Raw genomic sequence first — 17,655 nt, forward strand, 5'->3', positions numbered from 1 at the left:
CTTCCATTTATTATGGTTTTCAAAATAACTATTTACATATAATTTACATTAGTGTACTATTTGTCTAGTACACTAATACAGAGGAGGAAAGAAATGAAAACTGAGTTTTCTCCTAATATCCCCATTTATGTTTAGGTAATGGAATACATCAAAAAAGAAATTGTAACAGGACGTTTGGCACCAGGTGAAAAAATTCCTGCTGTACGTGAATTAGCGGGTGAATTACAAGTGAATCCAAATACAATTCAACGTACGTTTCAAGAGCTAGAACGGGAAGGTATTGCGGAGACACGTAGAGGAACAGGAAGATTTGTAACAATGAATGAAGAAAAAATCACAGAGCTACGCAAAGAAATGGCTAAAGAGTTGCTTGATAATTTTATAAATGGAATGAATAATTTAAGTTTTACGGAAGAGGAGATTCTCTCAATACTCCATTCTTCTTTGGAAAAGAAAAAGGAGGGCAATGAATGAAAGAATTATTGAAAATTGAAAATCTATCAAAAAGATATGATTTGAAAACAGTGATTCAAGATGTAAGCTTAACAATAGCAGAAGGAAAAATTATCGGTCTTGTTGGTCCAAATAGTAGTGGAAAAACGACATTATTAAAAATGATTTCGGGTTTACGTTTTCCTTCTAAAGGAAGTATTAGAATTGAAAATAACAAGGTGGGATTATCAACCAAAGAAATCGTTTCATTTATGCCCGATAATCCCGTTTTTGAAACATGGATGACTGTAAAAGATGCCTTGTTGTTCTATCGAGATATGTATGCTGATTTTAATTTACAGCATGCAATAGATTTGATAATCGAGTTTAAAATACCTCTAGAAGAGAACATAAGTATCTTATCAAAAGGAACAACAGGAATATTACAGCTTATATTAACTTTTTCAAGGAAAGCAAAGTTATATGTATTAGACGAACCATTAGGTGGAATTGATCTTGTTTCTAGAAAGCATGTATTAGATTTAATTCTTAAATTTTATCGTGAAGATAGTACCATTCTTATTTCAACACATTTAATAGAGGAAATCGAAAATATATTTGATGAGGTAATCTTTTTAAAAGACGGCGGGATTGTATTATATGAAAATGTAGAAGAAATTCGTTTTCATCATGGTAAAGCAGTACATGAGTTATTTAAGGAGGTTTTTGAGAAATGAGCCCACTTTTCCGCTATTTATTTAATTGCAATAGAAAAAGAATTGCTGTATTTTACCTTGGATTTATTACTATTTCATTACTTCTTTTATTTAAGATGGTGGGATTATCAAAGGTAACAAATCAACTTACAAAGGATATAACATTAGGTATATTTATATTCATCATAGGTGGCGCTGCATTTTTACTACTTTTAATAGCTTTGCCTTCTTTCAATAAAATGCTAAAAAATACGATGATTCGTTATACAGCCATCTCAGGAAAAAAGTATATATATGCAAATTTATTTTTCTTCACATTAATGTTTATTCTTTTATTAGTAATAGGCTTAATTTTTCTATACTATTTTTCTCAAAGTAACCTTGGAGCAAAAGTAACCGAAGGCTACCAACAAGAATTTCATAAGTTATATGCATATGGAATTCTACATCACATACTTTCCGTTTTGTTATGGGGAATCGATTTCATGAGTATATTAATTTCCTGTTATTTCATCATAGTAATTACAAAACTTATTCCTATAAAGTCATCAGTGAGTAAAGGATTTTTATCAATAACTCTCTTTGCTTTATTTTTAATCATACAAACATTAGTATTGGATTTTTTAAGTAAATTAGGTGAATATGCAATCACCATAAAGAGTACGTGGTTCATAGATAAAAATGGTTTTATTGATACTTCACTGTATCCTAGTGAAGACTTCACTATTTTAGATGTATGTTTTACTTGCTTATTCATAATTGTCTTAACAGCTATTACAGGTCGTATCATTGATAAAAAATTAGAAATATAAAGATCTGCTTTAAAGGTAGAGTGTATCTAGGAGGAAAAAATGAGAACAACTAATCCAATATTAAAAAAAGAAAAATTTCATAAAGAAAATACAAATGCTTCTACGATGACTATTGGCGGAACAATAGCAAAAACATTTATTTTACTTACCTTACTTCTTGCAGCGTCTGTCTATTCATACGTACAGATGACACAAGGGACAATGAAGATACCTGTATTAAGTGGAATTGTAATAGTTACTATAATTGTCGCATTTGTAGTTATATTCATTCCTCGTATATCACCAATTTGTGCACCGATTTACGCAGTATTACAAGGGATTTTATTAGGAAGTATTTCAGCATTTTATACAATGCGATTTGGAGATTCTATCGCTTTAACTGCCGTATTACTGACAATTTCAATTTTATTTGCCATGTTAGTGTTATACGCAACTCGAGTAGTCAAAGTAACTAAAAAGTTTCGTGCAGTTGTAACGGTTGCAACACTTGGAATTCTTATTATGTATTTTATTGTTTTCTTACTGGGCATCTTAGGGGTGACTGTTCCATATATTCACCAAGGTGGGACAATTAGTATCATTATTAGTACGATTGTAATTATTGTTGCTGCACTAGATCTATTACTAGATTTTGATTCAATTGAAAATGGTGCTCAAAGTGGAGCACCGAAGTATATGGAATGGTACAGTGCAGTAGGACTTATGATGACATTAGTATGGTTATACCTTGAAATCCTTCGTCTGGTTTCTTATATTATGAAAAACAAAGATTAAAAAAATCCTGCATGGTTTAGACATGCAGGATTTTTTTAGTCTTTGAAGCCAGTATTTGTAATCCAATCCACATTTTATTGATACCATTACAGTTACAGGTATGCTAAAATCCATTTGAAACATTGCTTTTGGGAATACAATTGCTATTATAGTTGCAATTTATTTTCTACAAACTGATTGGATTTCAACCCAAATTGCGGCTTTATTCCGTAGTCATTAACAAATTGTTAAGGACCTTTTTTATTTGTTTTTTAACTGCAAAAAAATGAAGTTTTAATTCTGGGAATGTCTTGAAATCTCAGCTTGATGGGCATGGGGTAGTACCACATCGCTATCAAGCTAAGAAAATACAACATCAATTTATAGTAGAAGTTATTTCTTTTTTAGGCTACATGTAGGGAATTTAAAGGTTTGCATACGAAATAAACCGGGTTTATTTTATTGAAGAATTTTGATACAGGTATGATTCTGAAAGAGCTTGCAGATGCTTCCCTCCAATATAGTGATAATAATGCACAAAATCTTATTCTTAAACAATTAGGTCGACCTAGAGAATTCCAAAACTCAATGAGAGAAATAAGAGATGCCGTTACAAATACTGAACGTTTTAAATCAGAGTTAAACGTAGTGCATCCAGGAGACGCCCATGATACTAGTACCCCAAAAGCATTAGCAACTAGTCTTCAGGATTTTACGATAGGAGATGTACTTTCAACTGAGAAACGGGATTTATTAATAGATTGGATGCAAAGGAATACTACAGGAGACAACTTAATTCGTGCTGGAGTTCCAGGAGGATGGGAAGTAGCTGATAAGACTGACTCGGAATCTTATGGAATCCGAAATGATATCGAAATTATTCGATCACCAAATAATTTCGATACTTTCTAAACATGATAAAGAGGATGCTAAATACGATGATAAGTTTATTGCAGAAGTAACAAAGATAGTGTTAGAAGCTTTAAAAGTGACAAATAAATAATAATAGTAATTAGTTATTAATATTTTCCCGTTTATCCGTCACAATACTGTGACGGTCTTTTTGTGTATTTTAAAAAGAGTCTACGTAAGTAAAGAAAAAAGATAGAAACAATCCCTATTGAAATGATTAATTAAGTAACAACAGATTAAGGTTTATTGGATACTTATTGCATTTAAGGGGAGAGGTAAGATATCATCTTTTTTACATAAGTAAAATATTAAATAACAAATGAACTTTAGAAATTGCACTTAAATTAAAGGAGAGTACGTTATGAATACAATCATGATTGTAGAAGATGATATGAAAATTGCTGAATTACTGGGAACTCATATTAAAAAATATGGATATGAAAGTGTTATTATAGAGGACTTCGAAAATGTCTTAGATATATTTCAAGATATAAAACCAGATATAGTGCTATTAGATGTGAATTTACCTAATTTTGACGGTTATTATTGGTGTCGTAAAATACGGGCTATTTCTACTTGTCCAATTCTATTTCTATCTGCAAGGAGTGGAGAGATGGATCAAGTTATGGCTTTAGAAAATGGTGGTGATGATTACATTACGAAACCTTTTTATTATGAAGTTGTTATGTCTAAAATCCGTAGCCAGCTCAGAAGAGCATACGGTGAATATGCTCCTAAAGTAAAAGAACGAATAGTTGAGCAATCAGGGTTAATCCTGTTCCCAGAAAGAATGGAACTTCAACTAAATGATAAGACAATTTTACTTACTAGAAAAGAAACAACTTTATTAGAAATATTAATAACAAAGTCTCCGCTCCTTGTAAAACGTGAAGTGATTTTAGAACAACTATGGGATAGTTCATATATAGACGAAAATACATTGAGTGTAAATATAGGGAGAATTAGAAGGAAACTGCAAGATTTAGGTATTGAAAATGCACTGGAGACAGTTCGTGGTGCTGGATATCGTTTGCATGCTACTTGGAAAAAGGAAGGAAAGGAATAATGAAATTATTTTTACAAGAACATATTCCACTTATTTGTTATACATTTGCCCAATTGCTTATCATTCTTTTTATATATTGGTTTGATGGTTATCCACATATATTGACAGCATTATATTCTGTATTTTTGGGTGTTTTTTTATTAATGGGTTATTTAATCTATCGTTATTATAGTCATCGTTCATTCTACAAGCGTCTATCAACACCAATGGAAACTTTAAATGAGTCAATAAAAGATAGTGATTTGACTCCATTATCAATGGCCTTAGAAACATTACTACAATCTCAATATCAATATTATCAAAACCAATTAAAAAAATGGGAACGAAAACAACAAGAACAAATGACTTTTATGAATCAATGGGTTCATCAAATGAAAACACCTATTTCTGTTATTGAGTTAATTACACAAGATGCAGAAGACTCACGATTTGACAGTATTAATGAAGAAACAGAAAGAATCAAAAAAGGACTAGAAATGGTCTTATATGTTGCTCGCTTAGAAACATTTGAACAAGATTTTCAAGTGAACAGATTGCAGTTATTGGGAATGATTGATTCTGCTATTCATGAAAATAAACGTCTATTTATACGTAGTTATGTGTATCCAGAGGTAAAAGTAGATCCGAATCTTATTGTAGAAACAGATAAGAAATGGTTTCGATTTATACTCAATCAAGTACTGGAAAATGCAATTAAATATTCATCAAGTAAGAAAGAAAAAGTAATTGTATCGGCGTATTCAAAAGGACGAGCAATTATTTTGGAAGTAAAAGATTATGGAGTTGGTATTCCTACTGCTGATTTACCACGTGTTTTCAATCTATTCTATACTGGAGAAAATGGTAGGAAATTTAAAGAGTCTACGGGAATGGGATTATATCTTGTTAAAGAAGTATGTGAAAAATTAAATCATAAGATTGAGCTAGAATCTGAGGTAGGTAAGGGGACAAAAGTTAGAATCATATTTCCATATGCATCTCGTTAACCGATGAAAGGTATACCTTTCATCGGTTTTTCTTTTGAATCTTACAAACTTGTTAGATAAATGTTAGGGAAATCGATATGAGCCATACTATATATAAGTTACACTTCATGTATCGAAAAGAGAAATGGAAGGTGAAATACTTGTGGAGATACTACATGTTTCAGATTTAGGAAAGGTTTATCCTGGGAAAATTTCTTATACAGCATTATCCCATATTGATTTGAAAATAAACAAAGGTGAATTTGTAGGAATTATGGGACCATCTGGGAGTGGTAAAACAACGCTATTAAATATGGTGTCTACTATAGATGCTCCAACATCAGGAGAAGTATTAATTCATGGAGAAAACCCATATCTGTTATCTTCAGATCAGTTGTCTTTATTTCGAAGACGTGAATTAGGGTTTGTTTTTCAATCATTTAATCTCCTTAATACATTGACAGTGAAAGAAAATATTGTTCTTCCACTTACACTTGATGGTGTAAGCCCTAGAGAAATGGAAGGGAAAGTTGAAGCTATTGCTAAAAAACTAGGGATAACTGAAATATTAGATAAACGTACGTATGAAATTTCAGGTGGACAGGCACAAAGAACAGCAATCGCACGAGCTACTATTCATAATCCGAAATTATTACTTGCGGATGAGCCTACAGGAAATCTGGATTCAAAATCTGCTAGTGATGTGATGGAATTATTGACAAGGCTTAATAAAGAAAATAGCACAACGATGATGCTAGTGACACATGATGCAATGGCTGCAAGTTATTGTGATCGAATTGTGTTTATTAAAGATGGACAGTTATACAATGAGATTTATTGTGGAGATAATCGCAAAGTATTCTATGAAAAAATTCTAGAGGTTTTAGCATTATTAGGAGGAAATGCACATGACTTTTCGACAATTCGCATTTAATAACGTCATTCGAAGTAAACGAACATATTTGGCTCATTTTTTAAGTAGTACCTTTGCTATTATGATTTTCTTTACTTATGCATTACTTGCGTTTCATCCTAATTTACAAGGCGATCTTGCTGCCAGTGTAACAATCAATACATTTGCAAAGTCAGGATTACAGATATCACAGGGGTTAATATTTTTCTTCTCATTCTTTTTCATCCTATATTCTGTAAGTGCATTTTTAAAAACAAGAAAAAAAGATTTTGGAATTCTAATGCTACATGGGATGTCACGTTCACAATTGAACAAATTAGTATTTATTGAAAATATAATAATTGGTATCACTTCTATTTTAACAGGAATTACAATTGGAATGGTGTTCTCTAAGTTTATCTTAATTATGAGCAACAATCTGTTAATGATTGATAAAGGACTCCCATTTTACCTACCTCTTAAAGCAATTGGAATAACATTTGGAGCTTTCTTCTTACTATTTTTATTTATTTCACTTTTCACTTCTCGACTAGTAAATGTAGAGAAACTAGTAGAATTAATAAAAGCAGAAGAAAAGCCAAAGCCCGAACCAAAAGCATCATTTGGGCTATCTTTATTTGCACTTATTTGCATTGGACTAGGATATACGACTGTTTTCCATAGTGTTAACGCAATTCAGTACAAGGGTGCGAATTATGTATTTTTCATGATGGCGGCAGGGGTGAGCTTTGTTGTACTTGGAACGTACTTCTTATTTACCCAGCTCAGTGTGTATGTGTTACGTGCATTAAAGAAACGGGAAAATATTTTCTTTAAGAAAACAAACATACTCACCATCTCAGATTTAGTGTATCAATTAAAAGATAATGCAAAAATGTTTTTTATGGTCACTATTATTTCTACAGTTGCCTTCACTGCAGTGGGGACTTGTATGGGATTAGGCAACTCATCCATGGCTGAATCGGAAAGCCCTTTTGCATTTATTTATCAGTCTAATAATAATAACCATTTAGAAAAAGAACATTTAAAAAAAATAGAAAGCGAACTCCATGATGGTGAGTTTAATTTCGAACAGGTGACTTATTCAACAAAACAAATTCGAGATACTCTCTATAATAATAATATATTATCAACCGTTATAAAATTAAGTGATTATAATAAGTTAGCTAAGGCATTTGGTTTTGAAAAAGAAAATTTAAAAGATGAAAATGATAGTCTTGTCATACCTTCAAAAAAAGTTGCTAATACAAAATCTAATCAAAATAACTTTCAATTGTTGTATAGGGATATAAAAAAAGATATGCATGTAAATAAAATAGTTACTCCGAAAGAACTACAAGATACAATCAAAACGATAATTATTGTACCAGACGCTGTATATAATCAAATGATAGCGGATCCAGAGAATTACTATTTTGAAACCACTATTAATGGTTTTATTGTGAAAGATTGGGAGAAAACAAAAAAAGTTGCAGAAAATATTGTAGCTGCTTTTCAGAAAGATAATACAAGTAAAATTGAGGATATAGTAGACAACGAAAAATATACATTTTCGACTTTAATTCTTACATGGATAGTGATGAAGCAAAGTTTTGGACTTGCATCTATCATGAGTGTATTAATAGGCATTGTTTTCTTTACGTTTGCTGCAAGCTTTTTATATTTCCGATTATACACAGACTTAGAACGAAATCAGCAGCAATATAAAATGATAGCAAAAGTTGGTTTAAGCAAACCGGAATTAAAGAAAATTGTGACACGTCAACTTGCATTGTTATTCTTTTTACCAATTGCAATAGCAATTACACATAGTGCGGTTGCTTTTATGGCCTTACAAAAGTTAGCCAATTTTTCAGTCTTAGGTAGTTCCGTTATGGTATTGATTTGTTTCTTAGTTATGCAAATTATATACTTTTACTTTGTTCGTGCTCAATATTTGAAAAAAATGTATAAAACAATCTTTTAATTTAAGAAAGGGGAATATAGGATGAAAAAAAGACTTGGATTATTAATAGTAGCTGGTATTTTGAGTACCATGTTAGGAGCATGTTCATTATTTGGTACAAAAAACTCCCCAGCAAATGGAATTTCAATAGAAGTAGGGGAGATAAACGAACAAACAAGAAACTCTATAATAGACTTGTACAAAGATATAATAACATCACAAGACCTATATCAAATAAAAGAAGGGACCATAGATAATAATAAGCTCAACGTAAAGCTTCCGGCAGAGTTTAAGGATGCTCCTAGTAATTTATTATTTATAAGCAGAACAACTGCTGAAAAAATGGACAAAAAAGGACTTATACGTGAAAGAGATAATAATAAGGGGCTCACCTCTTCAGTCCCTATTGATTCGTTACCAAAAATAAAAAAAGATGAAACTATCTTATTTGCAAATAAAGAATATAAAGACTTGAAGGAACTAACATTTGATGAGAAAAAAATGAATGTTCAATACAAAGGGGATGTATGGCTATCTCCATATCGTGGTGAATCCAACGAAATCCTATTAATTGTAGATGATACAGTATTTAAAGAAATAAATGGGAAAGAAAAAACAAGACAATTTCTATCTTTTAATAAATCTTTTGGGAATCTTAATTTGTCCTCTCAGGGGAAAGCACCAGAATTAACAAAGGAAATAAATAAAGTGAATGCGGCTTTGGCTACTGAGGAAAACAGAGCCGTCAATTTTGTAAATATCACTGAAAAGTAAACAATTACTTTTATATAGAATAAAAGTATAGAACATATTAATCATCTTTGAAAAAATCATTATTCTTAAAGACACAAATAAGTGGGATTGATTTTTTAGTCATAATAAAAAAATCAGTTCCACTTTTGAAATTATAACCATCATCTAAATTTATACCCTTGTTTTTCTGTGTCTAAAATGTGTCTAAACGTACAATTTTCCCGCAATGATATGGCGCCCCCATGCCCATCAACTTAAGAATTTAGAATTACCCCAAAACGAAAAAATGAGTTTTTTTGTTACAAGTTAGCACAAAATTTCGTTCTGGGGGTACTATAAAATTTCCGGTTGATGGCGATGTGGTAGATACCCCAGTGTACACAATGACAGTATTTCTTGCACCAGAACCAACGAAAGTAATTTAATGTACAAAATAGTTAAAAATCTAAGCCCGTGTTATTATTATATAGGGAATTTAAAATTAAAGTTGTATCTGGAGAGGAAATGTTATAAATGAAAACAACAAAAGGGAAACTATCTTCTAGCATTGATATTATAGGCTTTATAGCTTCTATAATAATGATTATTGTAACTTTGGTTAATTTTAGAACATGGCTACATCCACTTACATTCTTTACCGTAGGACTAATCTTCTTTATTAATATAGTAAAGACCCTTAAGGGAAAAGGGCATAATTCAAATTAAAAATTTGATTCTTAAATGCTTATATTTTATAAAGTATGTTAGTATCTTTTTAATAGTGGTCACCATCCATCACCATCAAATTAAAATAAATTTGTATCCATATAGCAAAAAAATCGCTATTCTTTTTGTAGAAATATACAGAAAGGATGGTATTTTTTATGAATCTTTCGATTCAAGATGAACTCCAATTATTTGCTGAGGAATTATATCAATATTTTACTCCTTCATTCTTAGAGGAGCTTGCTAGAGAATTAGATTTTGTTCAAAGAAAGCGTAAGTTTTCAGGGCATGACTTAGCCACTATCTGTGTTTGGGTGAGTCAACGGATAGCGAGTGATTCTTTAGTTAGACTGTGTAGTCAACTACATGCAGCTACAGGAACTCTTATTAGTCCAGAAGGACTAAATAAACGCTTCAATAAAAAAGCTGTTTGCTTTTTAAAACAAGTTTTCTCTACATTATTAAAAAATAAAGTTTGTGAAACCTCAGTGATTCCCAGTTCTTCACTTACCCATTTTCAACGGATTCGCATTTTAGATGCAACAATTTTTCAAGTACCAAAACACTTAGCTAGTGTGTATCCTGGCTCGGGTGGTTGTGCACAAACAGCAGGTATAAAGATTCAATTAGAATATGATTTACATAGTGGACAGTTTTTAAATTTTCAAGTTGAACCAGGGAAGAATAATGATAAAACCTTTGGAACAGAATGTTTAGCGACATTACTGCCTGGCGACTTATGTATTCGAGATTTAGGCTATTATTCACTGGACGATTTAGATCAGATGGATCAACGTGGGGGATATTATATATCGCGGCTGAAATTAAATAATATGGTGTATATCAAAAATGAGCTTCCTGAATACTTTCGAAATGGGACAGCTAAAAAACAATCTCAGTACATCAAGATTGATTTAGAAAACATTATGAATACCTTAAAACCGGGACAGGTCTATGAAATAGCAGATCCTTATATTGGAAAGGATAAAAAACTATTTACACGCGTTATTATATATCGGTTAACTGAAAAGCAACTTCGAGAACGTAAGAAAAAACAAGTGTATAAGGAAAGTAAAAAGGGTATTACGTACTCAGAGAAAAGCAAACGATTAGCTGGTATGAATATTTATGTCACCAATACACCTTTGGAATGGGTTCCGATGGAACAAATCCATGATTTTTATTCCCTTCGTTGGCAGATTGAAATTATCTTTAAAACTTGGAAATCCTTATTTCAAATTCATAATTGGCAAAATATCAAACGAGAGCGATTAGAATGCCACATTTATGGAAAACTCATCGCTATTTTTCTATGTTCTTCTACTATGTTTAAGATGAGACAATTAATTTTACAAAAGAAACAAAAGGAATTAAGCGAATATAAAGCCATTGGAATGATACAAGATCATCTATACATCTTGTATCAAGCAATACAACAAAACACTCAAAAAATAACCAAAATCTTGTGCCGTCTATTCAACCTCTTACTGAAAAATGGAAGAAAGTCTCACCGATATGAGAAGAAAACAGTCTTTGATATCCTGGGTGTTATTTATGAGTATAGTGGATTGGAAAAACAAAGGGAAATTGCATGATTTTTAAAATTGGGTCGATTGAGGTTTATTTAGTATGCTCATTTTTAAGGACACAAAGTATTTTAAGAGTTTTTCCGTTCATATGAACGAAAGTTCATTTTGTTTGGGTTCTTAAGTTGATGGGCATGTATGGCGCCCCCCATGCCCATCAACTTAAGGGGGAAATAAACGAACCTTCATTCAGCCAGGTTAAAACATTCTTAAAATCTTCTACTTTAATAATTATTAATTCTTAATAACCTACATTCTAGCTCTATATTTACCTTTAACAGTGCAATTTTTTTGTTTGGGGGATACTTCAAAATGTTAAGTTGATGGGCATGTATGGTGATCCCTATTTGGTGATAACCGGCTTACTTCTGCATTAGTGGACCGTTTGGTCCATCATGCTCATATCATTGCATACACAGGTGAAAATTATCGTTTGCGAAATGCTTTATCTTCTGGAAATACCAAAATTAACATTTAAAAAAATAGCTGCGCGCCTCTAGAATTTTTTCTGCATTTTTCAGGGATTGTTGCTTGCACGCCTCAGATTAAAAATTTAAAATAAAGAATAATTAACATAGCGGGAGGGGAAATACGTGATTACACTAAAGCCTATGGCCGAAGAGGAGTTTCAGCGTTATTATGAGAATGAGATTGAAGATTATGCGAAAGAGAAGGTTGCTGCTGGAAATTGGAGTGAAGATGAAGCTGTTAACTTGTCCAAAATAGAATTTGATCAGCTGTTACCAAAAGGTGAAAAAACGGAGTACAATTATTTATACTCTATCTTTCATGATCAAAATCTAGTTGGAATGATTTGGATTGCGCAAAAATCGCCTACAAGTAATGAGGAAGGTTTTATTTATGACTTTATTATTTTTGAGCAATATCAAGGGTTAGGATATGGTAAAAAGGCAATGAAAGAAATTGAAGTGATTGCTAAAGAATTAGGAATGAAAAAAATTGGACTTCATGTTTTTGGTCATAACAAAGTTGCTCGTGGATTATATGAAAAGTTAGGCTATGAAATTACAAATATAGATATGATGAAATCCATTTAAGAAAGCTATTTATAAGTATTAAAAGGGGACCTATGCTCATATCATTGCATTCACAGGTGAAAGTTATCATTTGCGAAATGCTTTATCTTCTGGAAATACCAAAATTAACATTTAAAAAAATAGCTGCGCGCCTCTGGAATTTTTTCTGCATTTTTCAGGGATTGTTGCTTGCACAAAACAGCGGTACCCGATCACTATCAAGCTAAGATAAATTTTTATCCATATGATGGGTGTTTTTATCAAATGGAAAAAAGTAAGAGTAGAAATGATGAGGAACCAGGATTATCCTACCATTATGCTAGAAATATATATGTTATATTTTCTTTTCCACTACCTTTGCACAAAAACCAAAAAATACGCTATTCTTTCTGTAGAATCATAGGAAAGGATGGCGTTTTTGTATGTATCTATCAATTTCTGACGAATTACAATTATTTGCTGAAGAATTATATGAACATCTTACCCCTTCATTTTTGGAAAATCTCGCTAGAGAGCTAGGTTTTGTAAAACGAAAACGTAAATTTTCAGGGTATGATTTAGCTACTATATGTGTCTGGATTAGTCAACGAGTAGCGAGTGATTCATTAGTCCGATTGTGTAGTCAGCTACATGCATCAACAGGAACTCTTATGAGTCCTGAAGGACTAAATAAGTGCTTTAATAAAAAGGCAGTGTTCTTTTTGAAACATATTTTCTCCACATTATTAAAAAATAAAGTTTGTGGAAAGTCAGCAATTCCAAGTGCTTCACTTACCTATTTTCAGCGAATTCGTATTTTAGATGCAACCATTTTTCACGTACCAAAACACTTGGCCAATGTATATCCTGGATCAGGTGGTTGTGCACAAACAGCGGGTATAAAAATCCAGTTAGAATATGATTTACATAGTGGTCAGTTTTTAAATTTCCAAGTGGAACCAGGGAAAAATAATGATAAAACCTATGGAACAGAGTGTTTATCAACATTACGCCCTGGTGACCTATGTATTCGGGATTTAGGCTATTATTCACTGGATGATTTAGATCAAATGGATCAACGTGGTGTGTACTATATATCGCGACTCAAATTAAACAATAGGGTATATGTCAAAAATGAATTTCCTGAATACTTTCGAAACGGAACAATAAAAAAACAATCTCAGTACATCAAAGTTGATTTAGAGCACATCATGAATACCTTAAAACCAGGACAGTCCTATGAAATAAAAGAAGCTTATATTGGAAAGGATAAAAAACTATTTACTCGGGTGATTATGTATCGATTAACAGAAAAACAACTTCGTGAGCGTATGAAAAAACAAGTGTACACAGAAAGTAAAAAAGGGATTACATATTCGGAAAAAAGCAAACGATTAGCTGGCATGAACCTATATGTTACCAATACACCTTGGGAGATTGCTCCGATGGAACAAATCCATAATTTTTACTCTCTCCGCTGGCAAATTGAAATCATTTTTAAAAATTGGAAATCCTTATTTCAAATTCATCATTGGCAACATATTAAACAAGAGCGATTAGAATGCCATGTTTATGGAAAACTCATTGCCATTTTTCTATGTTCTTCTACTATGTTTAAGATGCGACAATTAATTTTACAAAAGAAGAAACAAGAATTAAGTGAATATAAAGCAATTGGAATGATTCAAGATCACTTATCGAGTTTGTATCAAGCCATACAACAAAACATCCAAGAAATAACAAAGATCCTAATCAGCCTGTTCCACCTCCTACAGAAGAACGGAAGAAAATCTCATCGATATGAGAAGAAGACTGTTTTTGATATTATGGGTGTTGTTTATGAGTATAATGGGTTGAAAAAACAAAAGAAAGTTGCATAATTTAAAAAAGGAAACCCGTTAGGGTTTATTTGGTATGCATATTATTAAGAGTATGCTTCTATTTTAGGAATGCTTTACCTCCACAAAATGAAAGTACACTTTGTTTTCATTTTTAAGTTGATGGGCATGTATGGCGCCCCCTCATAGTACAATCTAAAAAAGCATTTATGAAACGAGTTTTAGACCTATTGCAGCACCTAAAACCATACCTATAAAGACAAGTCTTCTCCAGTCTTTTGATTCTCCATAAAAAATCATGCCTAAAATTGCACCTCCAGACGCACCAATTCCAGTCCAAATTGCATAAGCTGTTCCCATAGGTAGTGTTTCCATTGCGTAAGCAAGAAATATAAAACTTAATCCAAATCCGAGAATTAACAAAGCTAATGATTGCCAATTTCGATCTTTATGCAGTTTATTTATCATAGCAACACCAAACATTTCAAAAAGCCCTGCTAAGATTAAAGAAATCCATGCCATTAGGATTCATCACCTTTCTGAACTCTGTTATCTGTAACTAATTTCAAGCCAATTACTCCAGCTAATAAAAATAAAATCAAGAGTACTTTTCCCACTTTAAATGGTTCACCAAAGAACAGGATTTCAGAAAAGACAGTTCCAGCTGTACCTAACCCAACAAAAACAGCATAAACAGTTCCCACGGGAAGTTTTCTTCCTGCCATGATCATTAAATAAAAGCTTAAAAATATAGCAATGATAGTCCCCGTCCAAGTCCAAAAGTCATCAGCATTTTTTAAACCAATAACCCAAAAAATTTCAAAGAAAGCAGCAATAAATACTTTAATCCAGTCTTTACTCATCTAAAAGACACCTCCAATTTTATTCTTACCAAAAAAAACAAAAAAAGCCTAAGAGAAAACTGTTAAACAGTTTCTCCCAGGCTTTTATACTTCCGTGACACAGTAAAGCTGTGAGTTTTCTCTCGGACAAGACCAAAACTAAATATACATCATACACACATGAAAGCAAAATAGTTTACCTAAAGCTGTACCGATAATAGAAAATATAATTGAGCGGTACTTTTTTCTTTGTTATATAAAATTCATATAATAAACGTGGAATTTAACAAAGCGGACCATTGGCCTCCGTAAATCATTCCATATCTCAAACATTGTTTCATCGCTAAAATATTATAAATAAACATTTGTATAATCTTCCTATACCTAATTTCTTTATCACATAAATAAAAAAAGATAAGACAATTCCATTTACATATATTCAAGAATTATAGTTAGTTATAACGTAAAACTCATTTTACTAATTCACAGAATTTTCAAATATAAAAAGGGCATAAGTTAGGAATCGGCATATAATAAAATTAACCCGTGGTTATAGTGTTTGCTCCGATTCAAATTATGAGATAGTTTGTTTTAACTTTTTACATTATCTAAAAAAGAACTTGTAGAGATTCCTACAAGTTCTTTTTGTTCTTCGGATTGACGAATAGTAAGTGTTATTGGGGATCCCGCTAACATTTCAAGAGTCGTCATATATTCTTATGACAAAATGCTGTAGAAAGCTTAAGAATTCTTAAGAACTTTTGCCCCTTTTTCTTAAGGTTTGGACTCTAGAGTATGATTATGAGTTCAAACCTGTGGGATGATTAGGTATGAAAACAATTCGCTTTCTTATTTCTGTATATAATTCACTAAAAATCAATTGGTGCAGCCAGTCCAAGTTCAAGGTTTCTTAGAGACAAAATAATTGAAGGAATTGATTTGAAGAAAGTAAATTATATTGTCAAATATGGACTGAGTACAGGTGTATTCACAGAAAAATTAATTAAAAGAAGAAATCACAAGACAATTATTTTATTAGTGGAAAATAATAAGAAATTTTATTTTTTTACTAAAAGCAAAATTTAAAGAAAAAGAGAACGTATTAATTATATATGGTTCAGCAGTAAATATTGAACAATATATTAGGGGAACGATATTACTTATATCTATTATGTTATTTCTTGTCTTCCGTTTGCAAGTTTACAATAAAGAGAAGATAAAAATGTCTCACCTGCTTATGTCTTTAGCTGTTTAATACGAGAAAAAATATGGAGGAATCCTATGGAGTCAAAAATTCTTATTGTTGATGATGATAAAGAAATTAGAAATCTTATCTCTGTTTATTTGGAAAATGAAGGTCTGAAAACTCAAAAGGTAGAAGATGCTATGGAAGCTTTACAACTGTTAGAAGAAAAGGAGTTTGATTTGATTATTTTAGATATTATGATGCCTAATATGGATGGTATTGAAGCGTGTATGAAGATTAGGGAAGACCGCAATATACCTATCATCATGCTATCTGCAAAATCTGAGGATATAGACAAAATTCAGGGTCTAGCCTCTGGTGCAGACGATTATTTATCAAAACCGTTTAACCCATTGGAATTAATCGCTAGGGTAAAATCCCAATTAAGAAGGTTTAAAAAATACAATTCATCAATAGAACATAATAAAAGCATTCTAGAAATTGGTGACTTAACCGTGAATACAGATACACGTCAAGTATGGATAAGAGGAAAAGAAACAAGGTTAACTCCAAAAGAGTTTGCTATTCTCGAACTACTTGCCCGCAATAAAGGGATTGTCCTGAGTGTAGCAAAAATATATGAAGCAGTTTGGGAAGAGGTTTTTTATAAATCAGACAATACCGTCATGGTGCATATTACAAAAATAAGAGACAAAATAGAAGAGGATTCTAAACATCCCATTTATATTAAAACTGTGTGGGGAATTGGATATAAAATATGAAGAATGTTAGTTTCAGAAATAAGATCATTATAAAACTTCTTGGTGCTGTTGCAGTTAGTTTTTTTATTTCATTTGGTTTAACAATCCTCATTTTGGTATACGTCATAGATCCATTATTTGTAAATAACGAAGAATTTGGTATGTTTGAAGGCAATTTGGCATTGTTTTTCTTATTCGCGTTCGCAATCTTTACCTTTATCATACTTTTTTTGATATTGGTTCGAAAGAAAATAGTATATTTGAAGCTCATTTCGGATAATGTAAATGATATTGCCAATGGAAAACTGGGTTTGACAATTGGGATTAAGGGGAAGGACGAATTGACCCAACTTGCTCAAAATATCAACTATATGTCCAAGGAATTGGAAAATACATTTGAACAAGAAAGACGATTAGAACGTACAAAAAATGAGCTCATAACTAACGTATCTCA

Annotated in this window: 16 protein-coding genes and 2 pseudogenes; 16 read left to right on the forward strand and 2 right to left on the reverse strand. The window is 31.8% G+C overall.

Going from position 1 to position 17,655, the window contains the following annotated elements; translation table 11 throughout:
- Nucleotides 1-138: 138 nt before the first annotated feature.
- From DOS87_RS16960 to DOS87_RS17020, 14 genes and pseudogenes are all read left to right on the forward strand, one after another.
- Entirely contained in the window at nucleotides 139-474 is a 336-nt protein-coding gene (locus DOS87_RS16960; protein ID WP_261795522.1) for a GntR family transcriptional regulator, read from the forward strand.
- Complete coding sequence (locus tag DOS87_RS16965) at nucleotides 471-1,169, forward strand: ABC transporter ATP-binding protein (protein WP_208730032.1); 699 nt, start codon at nucleotides 471-473, stop codon at nucleotides 1,167-1,169. Before DOS87_RS16960 ends, DOS87_RS16965 begins: the two co-directional genes overlap by 4 nt.
- Nucleotides 1,166-1,960: an ABC transporter permease gene (locus tag DOS87_RS16970; protein WP_133964069.1), complete on the forward strand. Its 795-nt coding sequence runs from the start codon at nucleotides 1,166-1,168 to the stop codon at nucleotides 1,958-1,960. The genes DOS87_RS16965 and DOS87_RS16970 overlap by 4 nt, the downstream gene beginning before the upstream one ends.
- A 39-nt stretch (nucleotides 1,961-1,999) precedes the next feature.
- Nucleotides 2,000-2,734: a Bax inhibitor-1/YccA family protein gene (locus tag DOS87_RS16975; RefSeq protein WP_184121663.1), complete on the forward strand. Its 735-nt coding sequence runs from the start codon at nucleotides 2,000-2,002 to the stop codon at nucleotides 2,732-2,734.
- 444 nt (nucleotides 2,735-3,178) lie between these two features.
- Nucleotides 3,179-3,716: pseudogene (locus DOS87_RS16980) on the forward strand (serine hydrolase); the annotation flags it as partial.
- Nucleotides 3,717-3,986: 270 nt separating this feature from the next.
- Nucleotides 3,987-4,691 carry a response regulator transcription factor gene (locus tag DOS87_RS16985; RefSeq protein WP_098506577.1) on the forward strand — a complete coding sequence of 235 codons (705 nt, stop codon included), beginning with the start codon at nucleotides 3,987-3,989 and terminating at the stop codon, nucleotides 4,689-4,691.
- Nucleotides 4,691-5,677 carry a sensor histidine kinase gene (locus DOS87_RS16990; RefSeq protein WP_098506576.1) on the forward strand — a complete coding sequence of 329 codons (987 nt, stop codon included), beginning with the start codon at nucleotides 4,691-4,693 and terminating at the stop codon, nucleotides 5,675-5,677. The genes DOS87_RS16985 and DOS87_RS16990 overlap by 1 nt, the downstream gene beginning before the upstream one ends.
- Before the next feature lie 142 nt (nucleotides 5,678-5,819).
- Entirely contained in the window at nucleotides 5,820-6,590 is a 771-nt protein-coding gene (locus DOS87_RS16995) for an ABC transporter ATP-binding protein (protein WP_016078492.1), read from the forward strand.
- Entirely contained in the window at nucleotides 6,565-8,535 is a 1,971-nt protein-coding gene (locus tag DOS87_RS17000; RefSeq protein ID WP_184121659.1) for an FtsX-like permease family protein, read from the forward strand. Before DOS87_RS16995 ends, DOS87_RS17000 begins: the two co-directional genes overlap by 26 nt.
- A 21-nt stretch (nucleotides 8,536-8,556) precedes the next feature.
- Complete coding sequence (locus DOS87_RS17005; protein WP_086398107.1) at nucleotides 8,557-9,288, forward strand: lipoprotein BA_5634 family protein; 732 nt, start codon at nucleotides 8,557-8,559, stop codon at nucleotides 9,286-9,288.
- 842 nt (nucleotides 9,289-10,130) lie between these two features.
- Nucleotides 10,131-11,567, forward strand: a complete 1,437-nt coding sequence (locus tag DOS87_RS17010) for an IS4 family transposase (protein WP_208730033.1) — start codon at nucleotides 10,131-10,133, stop codon at nucleotides 11,565-11,567.
- A 334-nt stretch (nucleotides 11,568-11,901) separates the two neighbouring features.
- Nucleotides 11,902-12,036, forward strand: a pseudogene (locus DOS87_RS29905) (ATP-binding protein); the annotation flags it as partial.
- Between the two features lie 115 nt (nucleotides 12,037-12,151).
- The gene (locus DOS87_RS17015; RefSeq protein WP_000631398.1) at nucleotides 12,152-12,616 is read left to right on the forward strand and encodes a GNAT family N-acetyltransferase; all 465 of its coding nucleotides are present in this window, start codon (nucleotides 12,152-12,154) and stop codon (nucleotides 12,614-12,616) included.
- Nucleotides 12,617-13,017: 401 nt separating this feature from the next.
- On the forward strand, nucleotides 13,018-14,454 hold the full coding sequence (locus tag DOS87_RS17020; protein WP_208730034.1) for an IS4 family transposase: 1,437 nt from the start codon (nucleotides 13,018-13,020) through the stop codon (nucleotides 14,452-14,454).
- Nucleotides 14,455-14,619: 165 nt separating this feature from the next.
- On the opposite strand, the gene DOS87_RS17025 is transcribed toward DOS87_RS17020, so the two are convergent.
- Nucleotides 14,620-14,934, reverse strand: coding sequence for a DMT family transporter (locus DOS87_RS17025; RefSeq protein ID WP_000312327.1), 315 nt, complete (start codon nucleotides 14,932-14,934; stop codon nucleotides 14,620-14,622).
- Complete coding sequence (locus DOS87_RS17030; protein WP_208730035.1) at nucleotides 14,934-15,275, reverse strand: DMT family transporter; 342 nt, start codon at nucleotides 15,273-15,275, stop codon at nucleotides 14,934-14,936. The genes DOS87_RS17025 and DOS87_RS17030 overlap by 1 nt, the downstream gene beginning before the upstream one ends.
- A 1,260-nt stretch (nucleotides 15,276-16,535) precedes the next feature.
- Here DOS87_RS17030 and DOS87_RS17035 point away from each other — a divergent pair.
- Together DOS87_RS17035 and DOS87_RS17040 are read left to right on the forward strand one after the other, a co-directional pair.
- A complete protein-coding gene (locus tag DOS87_RS17035) occupies nucleotides 16,536-17,222 on the forward strand; it encodes a response regulator transcription factor (RefSeq protein ID WP_000444090.1) in 687 nt (228 codons plus the stop codon).
- Nucleotides 17,219-17,655, forward strand: a 437-nt coding sequence (locus tag DOS87_RS17040; RefSeq protein WP_208730384.1) for a HAMP domain-containing protein, incomplete at its 3' end; no start/stop codon positions are given. The genes DOS87_RS17035 and DOS87_RS17040, both read left to right, overlap by 4 nt.

This window comes from Bacillus sp. CR71 (assembly GCF_003429245.1).
GTDB classification, from domain to species: domain Bacteria; phylum Bacillota; class Bacilli; order Bacillales; family Bacillaceae_G; genus Bacillus_A; species Bacillus_A thuringiensis_S.